Origin of the sequence: Larkinella rosea (assembly GCF_003858635.1) — a bacterium.
Taxonomy (GTDB): Bacteria; Bacteroidota; Bacteroidia; order Cytophagales; family Spirosomataceae; genus Larkinella; species Larkinella rosea.
This window is the reverse complement of record NZ_RQJO01000008.1, coordinates 984,704-1,004,584: the sequence shown is the minus strand read 5'-3', so window position 1 is coordinate 1,004,584 and position 19,881 is coordinate 984,704. Positions and strand designations below refer to the sequence as shown.

Sequence of the window (19,881 nt, the reverse complement as noted above, 5' to 3'; positions counted from 1 at the left end):
GGCAGAAGGCGACAGGAATAGAAATAAATAAAAATCCTATTTGTTAATTAATCAAGTAAATTTTAAGTTTGACTATAAATTTACTTGATTAATGTTCACCCGGGAGCTTTCTTCGACCATTCGATCGTGCCTTTCTATCTTTCCTGCCGTCGCGGTTTTAGGCCCCCGACAGGTTGGCAAAACAACGCTGGTCAAAACCCTGTTGAGCAATTATTCAAAAGAAGTGCTTTATCTGGATCTGGAATACTTTGCCGATCAACGTCGTTTGCAACAACCCGACCTGTTTTTTCAGGCGAATCAGGATAAACTGGTGGTATTGGATGAGATTCAGCGAATGCCCGAATTATTCCCTTTGTTGCGCTCCATGATTGATCAACACCGAATACCGGGGCGGTTTATCCTGTTGGGTTCTGCATCGCCGGATTTGCTGAAAAATTCGTCAGAGACATTGGCCGGGCGCGTCATTTACCTGGAACTTTCACCCCTTACTTTAGGAGAAGTCAGTCCGCAGTATACCTACCGGGAACACTGGCTCAAAGGCGGATTTCCGGATGCCTTGCAAGCGCCCGACCCAACGGCATGGCGTTTTTGGATGGAGAGTTTTATTCAGACCTATGTCCAGCGCGATTTGCCCCAATTAGGATTATCCGCGCAACCTGCGGTGATCCGTCAACTACTGACGATGCTGGTCAGTATACACAGTGGGCAACTGAATTACAGCGATCTGTCCCGCTCGCTGGATTTAACGGTAACTACCATTCAACAGTACATCGGTTTTCTGGAAAACGCCTATCTGATTCGACGTCTGGCACCTTATTTTGTCAATATTGGAAAAAGATTGGTGAAAGCTCCCAAAATCTTTATTCGGGACAGCGGTTTGGTGCACGCGTTAGCCGACATTAGTGATTATAATTCGTTAACAGGTAGCATTCTTTTAGGTGCTTCGTGGGAGGGTTATGTGATTCAGCAGATTATATCGAGGCTACCGATGAACGTAACACCGTATTATTACCGGACTCAAAACGGTGCGGAACTGGATTTGGTTTTGGTGAAAGCGGGTAAACCGATGGTGTCGGTTGAAATCCGGTATTCCAACGATCCATCCCTGAAACGGGGCAATACGGAAGCTATTTCCGATTTGCAAACTCCGTTCAATCTAGTGGTTACGCCTGAAGCCGAGGGTTATTGGTTGCGAAAAGATGTAAAAGTCTGTAGTATTCAATCCGTGTGGGTCGAATTAGCCAATGCGGGTGTATTGGAGTAAAAAACAAATTTTAAAAAACGAAACCGGTCATGCACCTGACAAAAGAAGACATTGAAAATACCGAACGAATCAGACGTCTGAACATCATTAATTCCGTTACCGGCATCAAACCGGCGAATCTGATTGGGTCCATTTCGGAGGATGGCGAATCGAATCTGGCTATATTCAGTTCGGTGATTCATCTGGGAAGTAATCCAGCTTTGCTCGGGCTGATCGTGCGACCCGACCGGGAAGCGGGCCAGCATACGTACGACAATATCCTCAAAACCGGTTTTTATACCATCAATCACGTTCAGGAATCGTTCATCGAACCGGCGCATTATACATCCGCAAAATTCAAAAGAGACGAGTCGGAGTTTGACAAATGCCACTTTACCGAAGAATACCTTCCGGACTTTATGGCACCTTTTGTCAAAGAAAGTACGCTGAAACTGGGGATGAAATTCCGGCAGATTATTCCGATTGAACTGAACAAGACGGTATTGGTCATCGGCGAAATTGAGCAATTGATCGTACCGGACGAAGCCGTTGACAACGAAGGCCACATCGACCTAAGCCGGGTGAAGGACGTCGGCATTTCGGGCTTGAACAGTTATTATAAACTGGAAAAAATAGCTCAATTTCCGTATGCGCGCCCGCAATCGCTGCCTGATTTTGGCGGAAAAACGGTTTAGTTGTCTGAAAAAACGGGCGTTGGCTTCCTCTTCGCGATCCACCACTCCACAAAAAGTAAATTCGGAACCCAGCAGAGCCACGCAACAATCGGGTACGCCATCGCAAACGGCAGTTGAAAAACCGCCAGTTCGAGCGGGAGAATAAGGCGGAGCGTGACGGCCGCCAGCGTCGTTGCGTAACTCCGGAACATCCACTGCTGATGACTGCGAGTTTGCCCCCGCCGAATGGCGCGATAGGCCCGGAACGTCGTGTAAAACCACGTAACGGCCAGACAACCAAAACCCAGAGCCGCGACCCAGCCCGTGCTGGCAAACCAGGCCGAGCCGAAAGCCCCCACGCTTCCGACCAGAATGCTGAATACGTAAATCTTGCCTAAAAACCGGTGCAACTTAACCCGGCGCCGGCGGAGTTTCGTGGAAAACTGAAACGGTCCGAGACTCAGGGCAATGGCGCCCAACCCAACGTGCGTGAAGAAAACCGCCCGCCAGAAAACGTTGTCGACTGGTTTGGACGAAAGAAAACCGGACGGAATACCCGGCAGAAAATACGTCAGGGCGTAGAGCGATACGCCGAAAATGAGGAAATACCCAAAACCGGTGCCGATTTTGCGGAGAAATAGGTTCATGGGCATCGTCTTTTCACTTTGTAAACGAGCGGTCACCAAGTAACTCAACCGCCCATGTACGAGTCGTTGTTGATGTACTCGAACTTGTTGTTCCAGACGAGGGCAATCTGCGTCGCCCGCTGGCGAACCTGCTCGGCGTTGGTTCCCTCGAAATGCTCCGTGAGCGTTTCCGAAAACAGCTTCAGCCACCGCTCAAAATGGTCGATGGTCAGCGTATGCTTCTGGTTGACAAGCAAGTGCGGCTGGAACGGATGCCCGCGATACGCGTTGTTGCCCAGAATAATGTTCTCCCAAAACGCGTACATCTTGGGCAAATGCTTCGCCCAGTCAACCTGGGCGACATCGGTAAAAATCGGTCCGATGAAGTCATCGACCTGTACTTTTTCGTAAAAGGAATCCACCAAAAACCGAATGGCTTCCGGCGAATCCAGCGTTCGTTTGCTCATACCAGCTTGCAGCTCCATGGTCTTTCAACGGGAGAACACATTTTCGTAGGCTTCCGGTTTAAAACCGAGCGCAATAATCCGGTTTCCGGCTTCGATCAGCGGGCGACGAATCACCGACGGTTTGGCGATCATCAACGCAATGGCGGTTTCGGCCTGGGTCGGTTTTTCGGCTTCGGGCAATTGCCGCCAGGTGGTTCCGGCGCGGTTCACCAGCTCTTCCCACGGTTTTTGGGTCAGCCAGTTTTCAATCGTTTTCCGGTCGATTCCCTGTTTTTTGTAATCGTGAAACTGGTAGTCGACGCCGTGTTCGGCCAGCCAGACGCGGGCTTTTTTCACGGTATCGCAATTCGGAATGGCGTAAAGGGTATACATCAAGTAACGTTTACTGAGATGCGAAAGTAGCGAATTTGAATGGAAACGGCGATATATGGTTCTTCCGGCGTTTCCAGCGGATTAGTCGGTTCTTTTGCAGTAGTTTTATCAATTGGCATCCCTTTCAGAACAAGCCCGCTGACTTATCCTTACAGACTTTTTACGGGAAAAAACCGCTCGTTACATCATGAAATTTGTTCAACCCACAACCCCTTATTTAATCGTCATTACGCTTTTTGTTACCTTCTTTTATCACCCGTCATTGGCGGTTACAGCCGATTTAAAACCCGTCAACCTGCGGACGGAATACAAACCCAATCCGGTGGTGGATGCGGCCAAACCCCGCTTAAGCTGGGAATTGACGTCGGCGGTTCGGGGACAACTGCAAACCGCCTACCAGATCCGGGTGGCGTCGTCGCCGGAGTTGTTGGCTGCCGACAAAGCCGATCTCTGGAATTCGGCCAAAACCAGTGGCAGCGTTACGAACCAGATCGAATACGCCGGTAAACCGATGACTTCCCGAACCGTATGCTTCTGGCAGGTTCGCAGTTGGGATAAAACCGGTCAGCCCGGGCCGTGGAGTTCGACCGCAACGTGGGAAATGGGTTTGCTGAACAAAGCCGACTGGAAAGCGGACTGGATCGGCAATGACCTCACGGCTTTGGGAAAAGGAAACGTGTATCATTTGCCGCCAGCGCCTTTCTTTCGGAAAGAAACACAGTTGAAAACCGCCATTAAACGAGCTCGCCTGTACGTCACCTCACTGGGTTTGTACGAATTTCAAATCAACGGAAAACGCGTTGGCAAGGATCATTTTACACCCGGCTGGACGGATTACAACAAGCGGGTTTATTACCAGACCTACGACGTTACCGCCGATGTAAAAACCGGTAAAAATGCGTTGGGCGCCATCGTTTCGGAAGGCTGGTATGCCGGTTATCTGGGTTATGCCTTGCTGATTGGCAATCCCGTGGTGAAGAATTTTTACGGCGATGTTCCGCTGCTGAAAGCCCAGCTCGAAATCGACTATGTAAACGGCGAAAAAGAAACGATTGCGACAGATCAGAGCTGGAAAACCAGCCACGGACCGGTTCTGGAAGCGGATATTTTAAATGGCGAAACCTATAACGCCAATCTGGAATTTGGAGACTGGAGTAAACCCGGTTTTGCCGATGTTAACTGGAAAAACAGCACCGTTTATCCCGATAAAGCGGAACGGAAAATCGAGGTGTATCCGGGCAATCAGATTCAGGTTTTTCAGGAATTAAAAGCAAAAACCGTCACACCCAAAGCGGATGGTAAATACCTGTTTGATCTGGGACAAAACTTCGCGGGTGTTGTTCGGCTGCACGTTAAAGGCAATAAAGGCGACACAATTCGGTTACGGTTTGGCGAAATGTTATTCCCGAATGGAGCTATTATGACCGAAAATTTACGGAAAGCACGGGCCATTGATACCTATATTCTGAAAGGGAATAAAGAAGGAGAAACGTGGACACCTAAATTCACGTACCACGGTTTTCAATACGTCGAAGCCAGCGGTTTTAAAACCGCACCGGGGCCGGATGCGATCACTGGAATTGTGCTGACGTCAGCCACACCCCAGGCCGGTTCGCTGGAAACTGATAACCCGATGATCAACAAGTTATACCAGAATATTGTCTGGACACAACGGTCGAATTATTTCGATATTCCGACGGATTGTCCGCAACGCGATGAGCGACTGGCGTGGACGGGTGACGCGCAGGCCTATATCAAATCAGCTACATTTAACAACGATATTGCGCCGTTTTTCACCAAATGGCTGGTGGATTTAAACGACGCGCAACGGGCTAATCATGCGTATCCCTTGTACGCGCCCGCGCCCAATGTCCGGAAAACCGATACCTATTCGCCGGGCTGGTCGGAATCGGGCATTGTCTGTCCGTATACGATTTACAAAACCTACGGCGACACGCGGGTAATTCGGCAATTCTGGCCGAATATGGTGGCATATTTGAAATTTATGGAGGATAAAAGCAAAGGCGAGTACGTGTATAAAGAGCGCAGTTTCGAAGATATTTCGCCCAAAGGCGGCTACGGCGACTGGCTTTCAGTGGGCAAAAAAACACCGCCAGACCTGCTCGCTACGCTGTATTATGGCTACTGCGCTTCGTTGATGTCCGAAATGGCCAAAGCGATTGGTAAATCCGAAGAATCGGTTTATTACGAAGCTATTTTTAACAAAATCAAACAGGCTTTTTTGAATCATTACACGGATAAAACCGGCCAGTTTAAAACCGATAATGCCGCCTATGGAGATGGCGAAGGGTATGTCATCGAAGGGAAGTCGGGGTTTGATGGCCACACGCAAACCGCTTATGCCAACGCCATTTACATGCATATGCTGACGCCGGAACACCGTCAGAAAGCCGGAAACTGGCTGGTCGATTTGATCAGAGAAAATGATAATAAACTCGCCACCGGTTTTTTAGGACTCAAGGCTTTATTGCCCGCCCTTTCAGCAACCGGTCATGCAAAAGAAGCCTACCGGTTGCTGCTAAGCACGGAATATCCGTCCTGGGGATTTGAAGTTATCAACGGCGCGAATACGATCTGGGAACGCTGGAACAGTTACATTAAAGGCAAAGGATTCGAAAATAATTCGGGTATGAATTCCTTTAACCACTACGCCTTTGGCTCAGTAAACGAATGGTTATTTGGTAATGCAGCCGGTTTAAGAGTGGGTGAAGCAGGGTATAAAACGTTTACAATCCGGCCCGAAATTGCCACTGAAGGAATTGGTTCCGTGAAAGCGACGTACCATTCGATCAACGGGCTGATTGAAACCGCCTGGAAAAAAGAAGGTGCAACGATTTCGTTAAAAACCACTATCCCGGTCAATACCACCGCAACGGTCTTTATTCCGACAACGAATCCGGCGACGGTTTTGGAATCGGCAAAAGCATTAAAAACGAATCCGGCCATTCGTGTCAAGGAATACAAAGACGGTTATTTACACGTCGAAATGGGTTCCGGAATTTATCAATTCACTTCCCAAAACTAAGCGCTTCCAATGGCCCACAACCGAGTCGCAAACCAAGTTCAGCTCTTGAAAAACCGCCTGCTCATTCTGCTGATGGGCGTCTCCGTACTGGCCCAGGCCCAGACCAGTTCCGACGCTTTTCTGCCCGGCGATCTCCTGCCTGATGCGCCTGAACTGGCGCCCCGGGGTTCATTTGGTGTTGGCGTCCGGACCCTGAAACTGATCCACAAAGCGCAGCTCGATGTGCTGCATACGAAGGATGGGACAAGCCCGACCTACGACCGGCCACTGACGGTAGAAGTCTGGTATCCCGCAAAGATTCCCGCCGGGAAAGCCCAACTCGTTACGTATGAGGAAGTTCTGGGTCGCGCCAACGATCCCAAACGGCCGCTGGTTCCGTACACCTTTGGCGGCCGGGCGTTGCGCGACGCCGAACCGGACCCCGCTGGAGGCACGTTTCCGCTGGTGATCGTGTCGCACGGTTATCCCGGCTCGCGGCTTCTGCTCACGTATCTGACTGAAAATCTGGCTTCCAAAGGCTACGTCGTCGCTGCCATCGACCACACCGAATCCACCTACCGCGATCTGAGCGGTTTTCCAAGTACACTGCTCAACCGCTCGCTCGACGATCTGTTTGTGCTCAATGAAATGGCCCGGCTGAGTGCCAAAAATGCGAACCATTTTCTGGCCGGTCTGGTCAATACCGACAACACCGCGCTCATCGGCTATTCGATGGGCGGTTACGGCGCGCTCAACGTCATGGGGGCGGGTTACAGCCCTCAGGCGGTGAAGTTTTTTGGGCAACTGGCGAACGGCAGTATGGCGCTGCAAACCCGGACCTTAAGCGATCCCGGTTTTAAGGCGTCGCTCGATCCGCGCATCAAAGTGATGGTGGCGTTTGCGCCCTGGGGCATGGAGCGGGGCGTTTGGGACGCCGACGGGCTGGCGGGCCTAACCCGACCGAGCCTGTTTATTGCGGGCAGCAAAGACGATGTGTCGGGCTACGAAAAAGGCATCAAAGCCATTTATGACGGAGCCGTCAACGCCGACCGGTATTTGCTGACCTACGTCAACGCCCGGCACAACGTGGCGCCCAATCCGCCCCCGGCAGCCACGCTGAAACCCGGCCAGCCGCTCGACGATTACCAGCATTTTTCGGAACCGGCCTGGAACGAGCGCCGGATCAACAACATCAACCAGCATTTTGTAACGGCTTTTCTGGGCATCCATCTCAAAGGGCTCGACTACGCGAAATACCTGATGGTGCCCGAAAATTCCAACGACACCCCCTGGGCCGGTTTCAAACCCCGGACGTCGGTGGGGCTGGAAATGCGGCATGCGAAACCGTGAAAGTGTTAAAGTGTTAAAAGCATTAAGCATAAAAACTGTAAGCTCTTTGGCTAAATCACCAACTGTTTCCCACAATTCCGACAATTGGATTATCTTTATTGAAAAAACACAATCATGTTAATAGAGCGAACGGCCAACGAAGTCATTATTCGACTGCCTGCCTCGGTGGATGTCACCGGTTTGCAACGGGTTGTGGACTACTTGACGTATAAAGAAGCAACCGCCGATTCAAAAGCGACTCAGGAACAGGTAGATGAACTGGCTAAAGAAATAAAAAAAGGGTGGTGGAAGCAAAACCGTAACCGTCTGCTGAAATGAGGAAAATAATTGTTGACACCAACATTATTTTCTCATGCCTTTTGAATACACAAGGCACTATTGGCGACCTGATTTTTAATTCCCATGACCTCTTTGAGTTTTACAGCAGTGACTATATGCGATTTGAAATACGTAAGCATTGGACAAAAATCAAAAAGATTTCTAAGCTTACAGACCTTCAACTCGATACTTCTTACGACAAGCTTCTGGCTAAATTAACTTTCATAAATGAAGAACTGATTCCCAAAGACATTTGGAAAAATGCCGAGAATTTAGTGGCTGACATTGACGAAGATGATATCGATTTTGTAGCCTTGACGAAATACTTGAAAGGTAGTTTGTGGACAGGAGATAAAATTCTTTATTCAGGGTTGAAGGCAAAGCGTTTTCGCACGGTTTACGATACGACGGAACTGGTTAAACTCAGAAATAAGCTTGCTGAAAAATAACTATATCAGCGAAAAGTCGGCAAAAGATGAAACCGGTCACCTCATCGCTCCTTTTGCGAAATTTGTTCTTCACGCTGCTCCAACCCGGCATCGTAACCGGTTTAATTCCTTATCTTCTTGTCCGAAATAAGGTAAAGATTCTATTCTCCAATCCATTTGAATTTCAACAGTATCTCGGAGTGCTGATCTGGTTGCTGGGAATCATCATTCTGTTTCATTGCATCATCCGATTTGCTACGGAAGGTCAGGGAACGATATCGCCCGCCGACCCGACCAAACGGCTGGTCATCAAGGGATTGTACCGGTTTTCCCGAAACCCGATGTACGTGGGCGTGATGCTCATTCTGATTGGCGAAGCGGTTTTCTGCCCATCCGTTGCTTTGTGGCTGTACACCATTTCCGTGTTTATTGCCGTCAGTCTGTTTGTCATTACCCACGAAGAACCGCGTCTGCGAAACGATTTTGGGGAAGATTATGAAGCGTACTGCCGACGGGTTAGGCGATGGATCTGAGAAATTTCCGGCATCTGAATTTGATTTAAAAAACCGCTATGCATCCGCGCATTGAACAAGTACCGGAAAAGAAACTGGTGGGGAAACGACTGAAAATGTCGCTGACCAACGACAAAACCGGTGAGTTGTGGCGCAGTTTTATGCCCCGACGGAAAGAGATCAGCAATGCCGTAACGACCGACCTATTCTGTTTACAGGTTTACGAAAAACCGCTGGATTATTCGACCTTCAATCCGGTTACTGAATTTGAGAAATGGGCGGCTGTTGAAGTAGCTGATTTTGAAACCATTCCCGCCGAAATGGAAGCATTTACGCTACCCGGCGGACTTTATGCGGTTTTCCGCTATCAGGGTGCCTCCAGTGAATTTGCCGATACGTTTCATTTCATTTTTGGCGATTGGCTGCCGAATTCCGAATATGTGGTTGATAACCGGCCGCATTTCGAAATAATGGGCTACAACTATAAAAATAACGACCCGGCTTCGGAAGAGGAGATTTGGGTGCCGATAAAACCCAAAGAGGAACACCAGTTCCCTGTTCCGCTGATTGATGTTACACCGGCGTCCAGAGCAGGACGGTCATTTTAAGCCGATCCTCCAAGGCGCCATCTTCGCTGTAAACCGTTTTGAAAAGTCGGGGCTGTGACCCGATCTGATCGGTCAGCCCTTTCACCAGCGTATATTGTTCCCGCATACGTACCGGGTTCGCAGGACTCCCGCTTAGGTGCAACAGAATCCGATCAACACTTCGTAGCGCAAACGGAAAGGCTGCCAACTGGTTGATAATTCCGGCTAAAACCGCTTCACTTCTTTGCTCGCCATCCGCTTCCTGTTCCACGACGGCCATCCGGCCCGTGCCGCGCATGACATAGGCTACATCCGAAAAATCCACGGTGTCCCAACTGGCCCGGCACATGGCAACTAATCCACGAATGGCCGAGGTCATCGCATGAACAGACGTATCTGGTTCAGCGCCTGTGGAACGCACGGCCATCAGGCCATCGCATAAGCTGCTCAGTACCTGAAAAGTAGCCTCATCCGGAACAGCCAGCGGAAATGCCGGATTGGCAGCGGCTGCCACAATAGCCACACACCGCCGATTCATAGCCCGAATCTGTTGGGCCACCAGGGTGGCCGTACGGCTTATGCCAGCATCGTTCAACTCAGCAACGATAAAGACCAGTTCGGTTGATTCAATCGTTCGACTGATTTCCTCCGTTAGTCGTTGTTCAGCCTGGCCAACCTCTGCTTCGTTCCCGGCCAGACGTATTTTGGCAGGAATGTAGGATGCGTTCAGGGCAGTTACATCCTCCAGGCAAACCACAAATCGGCAATTTCGCATTCCTGATTGATATACTTTCTCCAGAACCGCTCCGCCGGTCGCACCAATGCCAATGATTGCAAAATAGTCTTCGTCTTCCATTGACTTTAGATCGAAATGAAACAGGTAGTTATCCACTAAATCCATTTGAAAGTACCCTGCAGATACTTCCGTCTTTCCTTTCCCTCCTGCAACACAAATAACTGCAAAAACCGCCTTTTTCCTTCCATATTGTCCCTGGACCCGCTAATCGCCATACCAATACAATAACGTATAGGAATGCACATTTTTATCGACTTCGATGGATTTAAACCGTTCCCCGTATTTCAGCGGCAGAAGCTTTTCAAACTCCCGGAAGCGATACCGGTTTCCGTAATGCGAACGCTCCCGCCAGATTGGCTCACCGCTCTTGAGCCGAATCACAATCCAGATGGGTTCGAGTCGCCCTTCCTCGGGAATGTTGACGCATTCCCACACAAATTCAAGCGCCGTTTCTCCGGCCAGATCGGGCAGCTGATCAATTGATTTTAGCTGAGATTGGCTAATTTGATCCTGGTAACTGATCGCGTTTTGCAGCCAGACATTTCCGGCATCGGCCTGTTGCTGAGCCTCTTCCGCCGTCAGGTAGGTCCGAACCGTACGAAGAACGGTGCTGCATTTGGGGCAGGTTTGATCGGAATATTCGCCCAACAGGGAATAATCCATGTCCAAATCCGCTTCACGACCACTCCAATGACAGGTCGGGCAAACAATCATCGGATCACTCGCTTCCATTTCGTGCATCCACTTTAAAAGTTACTTCAAAACAAATAACTGCAAAAACCGCCCCTTTTCTGTCGTAACGTACCGGTTGTAGCCAATCATATTGCCTTTATTCGACCATACGATCCCGTTCCGGGGCTTCGCATCGTCCGACGAGCGGGGTGTCAGGCGTTTGAATTCACCGGTTGCGACCTCCGTCACAAACACGCTGTTGTCGGCGGCATACGCCACCCAGCGACCATCGGGGCTGAAATTGAACGTCGTCTGAATCGAGAACGGCTGTTGGGTCAGTTGCCGGATGGCTCCGCCGTTGGGCGACACGCCGAATAGTTGAATCGTTCCGGCGGCATCTTTCGCCAGAAAACCGATCACCGAACCGTCGGGGGGCGTCCGGAGCCAGTGGCGGGGACCTTCCGCGCCGTGTTCCGTAAACGTAATCCGGCGCTGCGTCACGCCCTTCGGCGGATTCGGCCGGGTGGCTTCGGTACCTTCCAGCGGCTGATTGTCAGCGGCTTGCGTGAGGTCATCGGGCAGATCGGCCACGAAAATTTCCGTTACGGTTTTTCCTGCTTTATTCCGTACGTTTCCCTGAAAAGCGATGGCGCGTTTCTGCCGCGTTCCGTCCGGTTTCACGTACCCATCGCTGCCAATCCAGCCTTCATCGAACGCTTTGTCGATTTCGTCACTGCCCGGTTTCGGGTTTTCCGTCGCCTTCGTTACCACAACTGAAAACAGCTCCCCCGAATTGTTTTCCAGCGAACCGTCGTCGGCCACGTTCACCTTGCCGAGTGGGGCCATAACGCCCACCACGCGCAGGTCCTTCACCGCCGGATTGGTTTTACTCAGTTGATTGATGGGGTAATCGTTGTAGGTAAAGCTGATCCACTGCCCGTCGGCACTCCAGTAGTGTGCGTGCGTACCACCCCGTAAAGCCCCCGGCGTAAAAGGCGGAGTAACATCGCGGGCGTCCAGGAAAATCGCTTTGCCGGGCTGATCGGTGTCGATGGCTACGCCCGTCCGGCGGTCGAAATCATACGGTTTTTGCTGATTGGCGTTGCGAATGCCATGAATAAACAACACCCGGTTTTTGACGGGCGAAAACGTGGCCGCGCCCACACCGGGGCCAAATTCGGTCTGGTGTTCGGTTTTGTACAGCGACCGGATTTCGCCGGTTTGCAGGCTCACCATTTCAATGGCTTCCGTGCTGCCAATACCACCGTCCTGATTCCGGGTGTCGTAAACGAGCCACTCGTCGGAGGGTGAAAATGCCTGATTGTTGTGAATGGTGTGTCCTTTGGTGTCGAATGTCAGTTGGTGTTCAGTAAAATTCATTTTCAAATGCGGTTTAGGAGCGCAGGCCTGAATGCCCACTCCACAGAGGAGCCAGCCGATCCGGAAGTTCATACGATTAAAGGTTTTCTGTTTACGGTTTTCAGTACACGGTTTACGGTGCGTTCCCCGCCGGGAACCGCACCGTAAACCGTGTACTGAAAACCGTAAATTATATACCGTAAACCCTAAACAATGTACCACTCATTGCAGGTAATTTCGCTTGTATTCGAGGGGAGTAATGCCTTTGACACGCTTGAAATGCCGGTAAAAGTTGGACAGGTTGTTAAAACCGCTCTCAAAGCAGATGGCTTCGGCGCTGAGTTTGTTCTCGACCAGCGCCCGACAGGCGTGGCTCACCCGGATTTCGGTCAGAAACTCGTGGTACGTTTTGTGCGTCATCAGTTTAAAATACCGGCAAAACGAAGTCACGCTGAGGTTGGCCACGGACGCAATTTCGTCGAGGGTAATTTCCCGGGCGTAATTCGCCAGCGTATGGCTATACACTTTGTTCAGTCGCACGGTTTCCAGCTCATTCGACTGGTAGAAAACCCGTTCCGACGTAATCGTCTCTAGTTCGTCGGATTGCGCCAGCACTTCCAGAATCGACAACAGGACGATCAGCCGGTGCAGCGGTTTGGCTTCCACCGCCTTATGCAGCAAGTCGGCCACTTTTTCGCAGGTTTCGCCCTTGATCAGCAAGCCCCGCAACGCCTTTTCGTAGAGCCGCCGAATGGGTTGGGTTTCAACCAGGTTCAGAAAGTCTCGGCCCAGGCAATCGGGCCGGAACTGCATCACAATCGCTTCGACTGGCATGTCGGGGTCTTCCCGAAAATAGGCTTCGTTACACCGCCAGGTGTGCGGCAGGTTTTCGCCCACCAGGAGCATCTCCCCCGCCGAAAAATTGCTGACATCGTCGCCGATAAACCGAACACCCTCACCCCGAATGACATAATGCAACTCCAGTTCCGGGTGATAATGCCAGATGTTACCAAAATTGGATTTAACGTCGTGCCGGATGCTGAACGAGTCCTGGGCATTGACGGGTACTTTGTAAAAATGCGCCTTCATTCTTCAATTACTCGAACATGATAAATTCGTACATTAATTAGCAAAAACCCCACATCCTACTTGCCACTTTATGTCGTACTTTTGCTAGTAAAATGAAATAAAATACCAGTGCAGTCATAAAAGTGCGTTCGCAAGCTAAGAAAGATGCACTTATTTTTGTTGACGAACAAAAAATAATTCTTATAATTTATCGTAATCGGATTCGCCTGAAAACCGGTAGCTGAATCGAAATGAATGAAAACACTTCCCGTTGTTGATTTGCTGGTTATTGTTGCCTATCTGGTCGGGATGGTTGCTGTCGGGGTTTATTTTTCCCGCAACAACAAGAGCGCCGATCAGTTCACCAAAGCATCGGGCAAGATTCCGGGCTGGGCCATCGGGATGTCGATTTACGCGACTTTTCTGAGCAGCAATACCTTTCTGGGCGTTCCGGGCAAAGCCTTCGGCAGCAACTGGAATTCGTTCGTTTTCAGTCTCGCCATGCCGCTTTCGGCCTGGGTAGCCGCCCGGTTTTTCGTTCCGTTTTACCGCCATACCGGCGAAGTTTCGGCCTACACGCACCTCGAACACCGCTTCGGTGCCTGGGCCCGCACCTACGCCGTCGCTTGCTTTCTGCTAACCCAACTGGCCCGCATGGGCTCCATTTTCTTCGGCATCGCCCTCAGTCTGCAGGCCCTGACCGGTTATCCGATGGCGACCATTATGGTTGTCGTCGGCATTTGCATCATTCTTTACACGGTGATGGGTGGCATGGAAGCCGTCATCTGGACGGAGGTTGTGCAGGGTGTTATTAAAACCGCCGGAGCGTTGATCATCCTCTGGCTCGTGATCGACGGCATGCCGGGCGGAGTCGACAAAATCATTGAAATTGGCAAAGCCGACGACAAATTCAGTCTGGGTAGTTTTTCGCCCAACTTCTCACAGGCCACGTTTTGGGTCGTATTCCTGTACGGTTTTTTCATGAACCTGAACAACTTCGGGATGGATCAGAACTACGTGCAACGGTATCATACCACCACATCCATCAAGGAAGCGACCCGGTCGATCTGGTTGTGCGTCTACCTGTACGTACCGGTTTCGCTGATGTTTTTTGTGCTCGGTTCGTGCCTGTATGCTTATTACCTGAACAATCCCGAACTGCTCGACGCCATCCGGATGCAGGTTGCGGGCGAACGCTTGCCCAACGGCAGTCCCGAAGCCATCCGCCAACTGGCGGCCACGCTGAGCCCAGCCGAGTTCGGTGATAAAGTGATGCCCCATTTCATGGTCAACAAGGTTCCGGCTGGTCTGGTCGGCCTGATCGTCGCGGCCATTCTGTCGGCGGCCATGAGCACCATCAGCTCCAGCATGAACGCATCGGCCACGGTTTTTTCGGTCGATATTTACCAGCGGTATCTGAATCCGAAGCTGACGGACGGTCAATCGCTGCGGTTATTATACATCGCTACCACGGTTTTCGGTGTACTGGGGATGATCACCGGCATTGCGATGATTGGCGTCAAAAGCGTGCTCGATATCTGGTGGATGCTGTCCGGTATTTTCGCGGGTGGTATGCTGGGGCTGTTTTTGCTGGGCATGATTTCCCGGCAAACCCGGAATACGGAAGCGCTGACGGCTACAGTCATCGGTCTACTCGTCATCGTCTGGATGACCTTCTCGCCCCAGATTCCCGACGAATACGCCTTCATTCGCAGCACGTTTCACCCGAATATGATTATGGTGGTCGGTACGCTGACGATTTTTCTGGTTGGTCTTATTTTGACCCGGCTTCGTGGCCAAAAAGGAGAACCGATTTCTGAAATCAACCCAAAAAATACGGTCGTTAAACTATAGATTATTCCTGATACCCGTTTTTATCTATTCCTAAACCGCTTAACTAACCCAATTTAAAAGTTCTGTTTCTAAACCCTAACTCCATTGCCCAGCCCGTCCCCACCGCCCTTCCAGAAGGGCGGTGGACAGGGTGAAGTTATTTTTTATTCTCTTTCACTATGTCTTCCTCTACACCTTCTGCCGGATCGTTACCACGCGGTTTCATCCCCGTCATGCTCACTCCTTTTCAGGAAACCGGTGCCGTCGATAGCGCGACGCTCGCCCAATTGACCGAATTCTACATCGAAGCCGGGGCTGCGGGGCTATTTGCCAACTGCCTGTCCAGCGAAATGTACGAACTGACGGAAGATGAACGACTGGCGGTGACCAAACTCGTTGTCGATCAGACGGCGGGGCGCGTGCCGGTGGTTGCCACCGGAACCTTCGGCGGTCCGATTGCCCAACAGGCTGACTTCATCAAGCGCATTTATGAGACGGGTGTCCAGGCGGTTATCGTAATTACCAGCCTGATTGCCGATGCCGACGAATCCGATGCGGTTTTTCTGGAACGGATGCACGAGCTGATCGCCTTAACCGACACCATTCCGCTCGGTTTCTACGAATGCCCGGTCCCATATAAGCGCCTGATCAACAGCGACATTCTGAAAGAACTACTCCCCACCGGACGACTCATTTACCACAAAGACACCTGCCTGGACGAAGCCGAAGTGGCCCGCCGGATTGCCGTTGGTTCGGGTTACAAGTTTGGATTATACGATGCGTACATGGTCAACGCGGTGTCGTCGCTGCGGGCCGGAGCCGCCGGTTTGTCGTGTATCCAGGGCAACGAATTCCCGGAACTGATCGTTTGGCTGGCCGCTAACTACGACAATGCCGACCGGCAGGATGACGTCAATCGGGTGCAGCAATTCTTTGTCGATTGCATGGATCTGGTGCATACCGCCTACCCGACCATTGCAAAATACACCCTGCAAAAACGCGGACTGCCGATTTCGCTCTACACCCGCCGGGACGTCGGCCTGCTGACGACGGAATTACAGAACGACATGGACGCGCTGGTCGAAACCGCCAATCAGCTTCAACTGGAAGTGGGCATTGAGTCGGTTTTTGTGGGAAAACTGATCGAATAAATAAAACCGGATAGGAACACGGCCGGGTCGCCGTTGCGATTTAGCGGATGGAACGGATTCGCGCGGATTAAAATCTGTGTAAATCCGTTCCATCCGCTAAATCGCAACGGCGACCCGGCCGTGTTCCTATTCTTCTTATCAATCCATTCTATGAAATATTCTTTTCTGCTGGTTTTATCCGTTCTAGGGTCCGTAACCGCCCACGCGCAGGAAACCAATTCCGTGGGCATGAAGCTGGTGACGATTCCGGCCGGGCGATACTACATGGGTTCGGAAGGCGAAGGCGAAAATGCCGACGAAGCGCCCGTTCACCGCGTTTCCATTAGTAAACCGTTCCGCATGGCCGCGACCGAAGTGACGAATGCGCAATACGAAGCCTTTGACCCGGAGCACAAAAAACTCCGTGGAAAGGCCGGTTTTTCGAAAGACGACGATGAAGCGGTTATTTTCGTGAATTACTCCGAAGCGGTAGCGTTTTGCGAATGGCTCAGTAAAAAAGAAGGAAAACCGTATCGACTGCCGACCGAAGCCGAGTGGGAATACGCCTGCCACGCCGGAACCGTCACCGACTTTTCAACCGGGCGGTTTTTGCCCGCAAGTTACCAGAAGAGCCAGAAAACCGACCGCACGCCCGTCGTTGTTTCGTTAAAAGTGGGCCAGAATCCGGCGAATCAGTTTGGTTTGCAGGATATGCACGGCAACGTCGAAGAATGGTGTTCGGATTGGTACGGCCCCTACGAAGCCGCCGAGCAACGCGATCCGGTGGGCCGGGCTTCCGGTTTGTATCGGGTGACGCGCGGAGGCAGCCACGGCACCCCGATGAACTATTTGCGGGCGACCAACCGGCTGGGCATGATTCCCGAAGACAAACACTGGCTGGTGGGTTTCCGGGTGGTTCAGGCCGAAAAACCGGTCAGCCAGCCGCTTCCGGCCATTCCCCCGAAAGCCAACGCGCAGAATGTTTCACAAAAACCGTTCGCCTGGAAAACCGTTTCAGCCACGCAACCGGTTTTTCTGGAACCGATTCGGTACGTCAACAAACCAGCCTGCGACGCGGGCGTTCCGTATTATTCGCACAACCACCAACCGGCCATTACCTGGGCGCCGAACGGTGATTTGCTGGCGATCTGGTTCTCGACCGAAAAGGAATCCGGGCGCGAAATGACTGTGGTAGCCAGCCGCTTACGGGCCGGACAGCAAAAGTGGGATGCGCCGTCCGAGTTTTTTAAGGTGCCGGATCGCAACATGACGGGCAGTTCGCTTTTCCACGATGGGAAAGGAACACTCTACCACCTGAACGGCGTCGAAGCCAGCGGAGACTGGCAGAATCTGGCGATGGCGCTGCGCACCAGTCGCGACAACGGTGCGACCTGGTCGGCCCCGAAACTGGTGGCGCCGGAACACGAAAAGCGGCATCAGGTCATTGCCGGTTTATTCCAGACGCAGGAAGGCTGGCTCGTTCAGGCGTGTGATGCCGACGCGGGACCCACGGGCGGAACGGCGGTTCACGTCAGCAAAGACGGTGGCAAAACCTGGGTAGCTCCGTATACCGATCCGCAAAAACCGGACTATAAAACGGGGGCATCCGGCGGTTTGATTGCCGGAATTCACGCGGGTGTTACGCAGTTGAAAGACGGGCGTCTGATGGCGCTGGGGCGTAACGACAATGTTTCCGGTGCGGATGGAATCGCAAAAATGCCGATGAGTATTTCCAGAGATATGGGCAAAACCTGGACGTATTCGCCTTCGGAATTTCCGCCGATTGCGGGCGGGCAACGATTAATTCTCCGTCGATTGAACGAAGGCCCGCTAATGCTGATCGCGTTCACCCACCATCCCGAAGAGCCCGACGAAAGCAAAAAAGGCATGCTTTTCACCGAAGCCAGCGGAAAATCGGTCAAAGGCTACGGCATGTACGCGGCTTTGTCGTTTGATGAAGGCAAAACCTGGCCGGTCAAGAAGCTCCTGACCGACGGGAAATATCGCTACCTCAACGGAGGTGCCTGGACGGGGGCTTTTGAAATGAATGCCACCAACGCCGAACCGCGCGGGTACCTGGCCCTCACGCAAACCCCGGACAATGTGATTCACCTGATCAGCAGCAGCATTCATTACCGGTTTAATCTGGCGTGGCTGCAGCAAAAGATGCTGGCCGAAGCCGCCAAACAATAATCGCTCCTAATTATCAGCCCACGGTTTAAACCGTGGGTTCACAAAAACAAAATGGGATGGCGAAAACCGTTTTAACGGTTTCAGGATCTCAAAACCGTTAAAACGGTTCCAAACACAGATAACCATCCGCTCCGCACCCACGGTTCAAACCGTGGGCTAATAAAAAACACTTTATCCTTTTCCCGGAATCGGCCAACTGTCATTTTCTGGTGGTAGAAATAGGATTCTATCTTACTTTTGCACGATGAAACCGCTTCGCATTGCCACCGCCCAGTTTGAACACCACAACGGGGATAAAGCCTACAACCGTTCGATCATTCGCCAACTGGCCGCGCAGGCCGCCCAACAGGGTGCCGATGTCATCGCTTTTCACGAGTGCTCGATCACGGGCTACACCCACGCCCGGCATCTGTCGCGCGAGCAAATGCTGGACATTGCCGAGTTCGTGCCGGGTGGAGAAAGCATTCAGGCCCTGACCGCCATCGCCCGCGAACACCAGATTGTCATTCTGTCGGGTTTGTTCGAAAAAGACGATCAGGATCGCCTGTACAAACCGTACGTCTGCGTCGACGAAAACGGGCTGGTTGCCAAATACCGCAAACTGCACCCGTTCATCAATCCGCACCTGCTGCCGGGCGATCAATACGTCGTTTTTGAGATCAAAGGCTGGAAATGCGGTATGCTGATCTGCTACGACAACAACATCATCGAGAACGTCCGGGCCACTACGCTGCTCGGTGCCGACATCATTTTCATGCCGCACGTGACGATGTGTACGCCCTCGACGCGCCCCGGCGCCGGTTTTGTCGATCCGGCGCTCTGGAAAAACCGGGAGAACGATCCTACCTCGCTGCGACTGGAATTCGACGGCATGAAAGGCCGTTCGTGGCTGATGAAATGGCTGCCCGCGCGGGCCTACGACAACGGCATTTACGTGGTTTTCTCCAACCCGATCGGCATGGACGACGACCAGCTCAAAAACGGTTGTTCCATGATCATTGATCCGTTCGGCGACGTTCTGGCCGAATGCCGCAAGCTTGACAACGATTTTGTGATTGCCACCTGCACACCGGAAAAGCTGACCATGGCGGGCGGTTTTCGCTACAAACAGGCCCGCCGGCCCGAGCTTTACCGCGACATTATCGGACAGCCGCACCAATCCGAACAAAAAGTAGTCTGGCTCCAACCCGATCCCTCATCCTGATTTCTATTTTTCCTAAACCCAACT

At 51.7% G+C, this 19,881-nt stretch carries 19 protein-coding genes; 12 read left to right on the top strand and 7 right to left on the bottom strand.

Translation table 11 applies throughout. The features are described from left to right. The first annotated feature begins 91 nt into the window (after positions 1 to 91). Together EHT25_RS12860 and EHT25_RS12855 are read left to right on the top strand one after the other, a co-directional pair. Entirely contained in the window at positions 92 to 1,264 is a 1,173-nt protein-coding gene (locus EHT25_RS12860; protein ID WP_124875053.1) for an ATP-binding protein, read from the top strand. Positions 1,265 to 1,293: 29 nt separating this feature from the next. Then, on the top strand, positions 1,294 to 1,938 hold the full coding sequence (locus EHT25_RS12855) for a flavin reductase family protein (RefSeq protein ID WP_124875051.1): 645 nt from the start codon (positions 1,294 to 1,296) through the stop codon (positions 1,936 to 1,938). Here the strand turns inward: EHT25_RS12855 and EHT25_RS12850 are convergent. Genes EHT25_RS12850 through EHT25_RS12840 form a run of 3 tightly spaced genes read right to left on the bottom strand, consistent with a single transcriptional unit; the run spans position 1,935 to position 3,382 of the window. Further along, positions 1,935 to 2,564: a DUF2306 domain-containing protein gene (locus EHT25_RS12850; protein ID WP_185731351.1), complete on the bottom strand. Its 630-nt coding sequence runs from the start codon at positions 2,562 to 2,564 to the stop codon at positions 1,935 to 1,937. The genes EHT25_RS12855 and EHT25_RS12850 overlap by 4 nt on opposite strands. A 44-nt stretch (positions 2,565 to 2,608) precedes the next feature. After that, a complete protein-coding gene (locus EHT25_RS12845; RefSeq protein WP_229311515.1) occupies positions 2,609 to 3,028 on the bottom strand; it encodes a group III truncated hemoglobin in 420 nt (139 codons plus the stop codon). A 6-nt stretch (positions 3,029 to 3,034) separates the two neighbouring features. After that, positions 3,035 to 3,382 carry an ArsC family reductase gene (locus EHT25_RS12840; RefSeq protein ID WP_124875047.1) on the bottom strand — a complete coding sequence of 116 codons (348 nt, stop codon included), beginning with the start codon at positions 3,380 to 3,382 and terminating at the stop codon, positions 3,035 to 3,037. 187 nt (positions 3,383 to 3,569) lie between these two features. Here EHT25_RS12840 and EHT25_RS12835 point away from each other — a divergent pair, with 187 nt between their 5' ends. From EHT25_RS12835 to EHT25_RS12810, 6 genes are all read left to right on the top strand, one after another. Then, positions 3,570 to 6,428, top strand: coding sequence for a family 78 glycoside hydrolase catalytic domain (locus tag EHT25_RS12835; RefSeq protein ID WP_124875045.1), 2,859 nt, complete (start codon positions 3,570 to 3,572; stop codon positions 6,426 to 6,428). A 72-nt stretch (positions 6,429 to 6,500) separates the two neighbouring features. Continuing rightward, positions 6,501 to 7,757 carry an alpha/beta hydrolase family protein gene (locus tag EHT25_RS12830; RefSeq protein WP_229311559.1) on the top strand — a complete coding sequence of 419 codons (1,257 nt, stop codon included), beginning with the start codon at positions 6,501 to 6,503 and terminating at the stop codon, positions 7,755 to 7,757. Positions 7,758 to 7,871: 114 nt separating this feature from the next. Then, the gene (locus EHT25_RS12825) at positions 7,872 to 8,075 is read left to right on the top strand and encodes a hypothetical protein (protein WP_124875041.1); all 204 of its coding nucleotides are present in this window, start codon (positions 7,872 to 7,874) and stop codon (positions 8,073 to 8,075) included. Further along, positions 8,072 to 8,524, top strand: coding sequence for a PIN domain-containing protein (locus EHT25_RS12820; protein ID WP_124875039.1), 453 nt, complete (start codon positions 8,072 to 8,074; stop codon positions 8,522 to 8,524). Before EHT25_RS12825 ends, EHT25_RS12820 begins: the two co-directional genes overlap by 4 nt. A 26-nt stretch (positions 8,525 to 8,550) precedes the next feature. Further along, positions 8,551 to 9,036, top strand: coding sequence for a methyltransferase family protein (locus tag EHT25_RS12815; RefSeq protein WP_124875037.1), 486 nt, complete (start codon positions 8,551 to 8,553; stop codon positions 9,034 to 9,036). Between the two features lie 38 nt (positions 9,037 to 9,074). Then, entirely contained in the window at positions 9,075 to 9,623 is a 549-nt protein-coding gene (locus EHT25_RS12810) for a GyrI-like domain-containing protein (RefSeq protein WP_124875035.1), read from the top strand. Here the strand turns inward: EHT25_RS12810 and EHT25_RS12805 are convergent. The 4 genes from EHT25_RS12805 to EHT25_RS12790 form a co-directional block, all read right to left on the bottom strand. Beyond that, positions 9,589 to 10,458, bottom strand: a complete 870-nt coding sequence (locus EHT25_RS12805; protein ID WP_124875033.1) for an FtsZ/tubulin family protein — start codon at positions 10,456 to 10,458, stop codon at positions 9,589 to 9,591. The genes EHT25_RS12810 and EHT25_RS12805 overlap by 35 nt on opposite strands. A 144-nt stretch (positions 10,459 to 10,602) precedes the next feature. Next, positions 10,603 to 11,139 carry a hypothetical protein gene (locus tag EHT25_RS12800; protein ID WP_124875031.1) on the bottom strand — a complete coding sequence of 179 codons (537 nt, stop codon included), beginning with the start codon at positions 11,137 to 11,139 and terminating at the stop codon, positions 10,603 to 10,605. Between the two features lie 12 nt (positions 11,140 to 11,151). Further along, the gene (locus tag EHT25_RS12795; protein ID WP_221622271.1) at positions 11,152 to 12,522 is read right to left on the bottom strand and encodes a DUF3748 domain-containing protein; all 1,371 of its coding nucleotides are present in this window, start codon (positions 12,520 to 12,522) and stop codon (positions 11,152 to 11,154) included. 129 nt (positions 12,523 to 12,651) lie between these two features. After that, a complete protein-coding gene (locus EHT25_RS12790; protein WP_124875029.1) occupies positions 12,652 to 13,518 on the bottom strand; it encodes an AraC family transcriptional regulator in 867 nt (288 codons plus the stop codon). Positions 13,519 to 13,752: 234 nt separating this feature from the next. Here EHT25_RS12790 and EHT25_RS12785 point away from each other — a divergent pair, with 234 nt between their 5' ends. From EHT25_RS12785 to EHT25_RS12770, 4 genes are all read left to right on the top strand, one after another. Next, positions 13,753 to 15,351, top strand: a complete 1,599-nt coding sequence (locus tag EHT25_RS12785) for a sodium:solute symporter family protein (protein WP_124875027.1) — start codon at positions 13,753 to 13,755, stop codon at positions 15,349 to 15,351. 158 nt (positions 15,352 to 15,509) lie between these two features. Beyond that, entirely contained in the window at positions 15,510 to 16,481 is a 972-nt protein-coding gene (locus EHT25_RS12780) for a dihydrodipicolinate synthase family protein (RefSeq protein ID WP_124875025.1), read from the top strand. 150 nt (positions 16,482 to 16,631) lie between these two features. Continuing rightward, complete coding sequence (locus EHT25_RS12775; protein ID WP_124875023.1) at positions 16,632 to 18,653, top strand: SUMF1/EgtB/PvdO family nonheme iron enzyme; 2,022 nt, start codon at positions 16,632 to 16,634, stop codon at positions 18,651 to 18,653. A gap of 244 nt (positions 18,654 to 18,897) precedes the next feature. Next, positions 18,898 to 19,857, top strand: a complete 960-nt coding sequence (locus tag EHT25_RS12770; RefSeq protein ID WP_124875021.1) for a nitrilase family protein — start codon at positions 18,898 to 18,900, stop codon at positions 19,855 to 19,857. Positions 19,858 to 19,881 lie beyond the last annotated feature (24 nt).

Excerpts from the sequence above, each read along its gene's own strand:
- EHT25_RS12860 (WP_124875053.1), top strand. The coding sequence starts at position 92 with ATGTTCACCCGGGAGCTTTCTTCGACCATTCGATCGTGCCTTTCTATC.
- EHT25_RS12855 (WP_124875051.1), top strand. The coding sequence starts at position 1,294 with ATGCACCTGACAAAAGAAGACATTGAAAATACCGAACGAATCAGACGT.
- EHT25_RS12850 (WP_185731351.1), bottom strand. The coding sequence starts at position 2,564 with ATGAACCTATTTCTCCGCAAAATCGGCACCGGTTTTGGGTATTTCCTC.
- EHT25_RS12845 (WP_229311515.1), bottom strand. The coding sequence starts at position 3,028 with ATGGAGCTGCAAGCTGGTATGAGCAAACGAACGCTGGATTCGCCGGAA.
- EHT25_RS12840 (WP_124875047.1), bottom strand. The coding sequence starts at position 3,382 with ATGTATACCCTTTACGCCATTCCGAATTGCGATACCGTGAAAAAAGCC.
- EHT25_RS12835 (WP_124875045.1), top strand. The coding sequence starts at position 3,570 with ATGAAATTTGTTCAACCCACAACCCCTTATTTAATCGTCATTACGCTT.
- EHT25_RS12830 (WP_229311559.1), top strand. The coding sequence starts at position 6,501 with ATGGGCGTCTCCGTACTGGCCCAGGCCCAGACCAGTTCCGACGCTTTT.
- EHT25_RS12825 (WP_124875041.1), top strand. The coding sequence starts at position 7,872 with ATGTTAATAGAGCGAACGGCCAACGAAGTCATTATTCGACTGCCTGCC.
- EHT25_RS12820 (WP_124875039.1), top strand. The coding sequence starts at position 8,072 with ATGAGGAAAATAATTGTTGACACCAACATTATTTTCTCATGCCTTTTG.
- EHT25_RS12815 (WP_124875037.1), top strand. The coding sequence starts at position 8,551 with ATGAAACCGGTCACCTCATCGCTCCTTTTGCGAAATTTGTTCTTCACG.
- EHT25_RS12810 (WP_124875035.1), top strand. The coding sequence starts at position 9,075 with ATGCATCCGCGCATTGAACAAGTACCGGAAAAGAAACTGGTGGGGAAA.
- EHT25_RS12805 (WP_124875033.1), bottom strand. The coding sequence starts at position 10,458 with ATGGAAGACGAAGACTATTTTGCAATCATTGGCATTGGTGCGACCGGC.
- EHT25_RS12800 (WP_124875031.1), bottom strand. The coding sequence starts at position 11,139 with ATGCACGAAATGGAAGCGAGTGATCCGATGATTGTTTGCCCGACCTGT.
- EHT25_RS12795 (WP_221622271.1), bottom strand. The coding sequence starts at position 12,522 with ATGAACTTCCGGATCGGCTGGCTCCTCTGTGGAGTGGGCATTCAGGCC.
- EHT25_RS12790 (WP_124875029.1), bottom strand. The coding sequence starts at position 13,518 with ATGAAGGCGCATTTTTACAAAGTACCCGTCAATGCCCAGGACTCGTTC.
- EHT25_RS12785 (WP_124875027.1), top strand. The coding sequence starts at position 13,753 with ATGAAAACACTTCCCGTTGTTGATTTGCTGGTTATTGTTGCCTATCTG.
- EHT25_RS12780 (WP_124875025.1), top strand. The coding sequence starts at position 15,510 with ATGTCTTCCTCTACACCTTCTGCCGGATCGTTACCACGCGGTTTCATC.
- EHT25_RS12775 (WP_124875023.1), top strand. The coding sequence starts at position 16,632 with ATGAAATATTCTTTTCTGCTGGTTTTATCCGTTCTAGGGTCCGTAACC.
- EHT25_RS12770 (WP_124875021.1), top strand. The coding sequence starts at position 18,898 with ATGAAACCGCTTCGCATTGCCACCGCCCAGTTTGAACACCACAACGGG.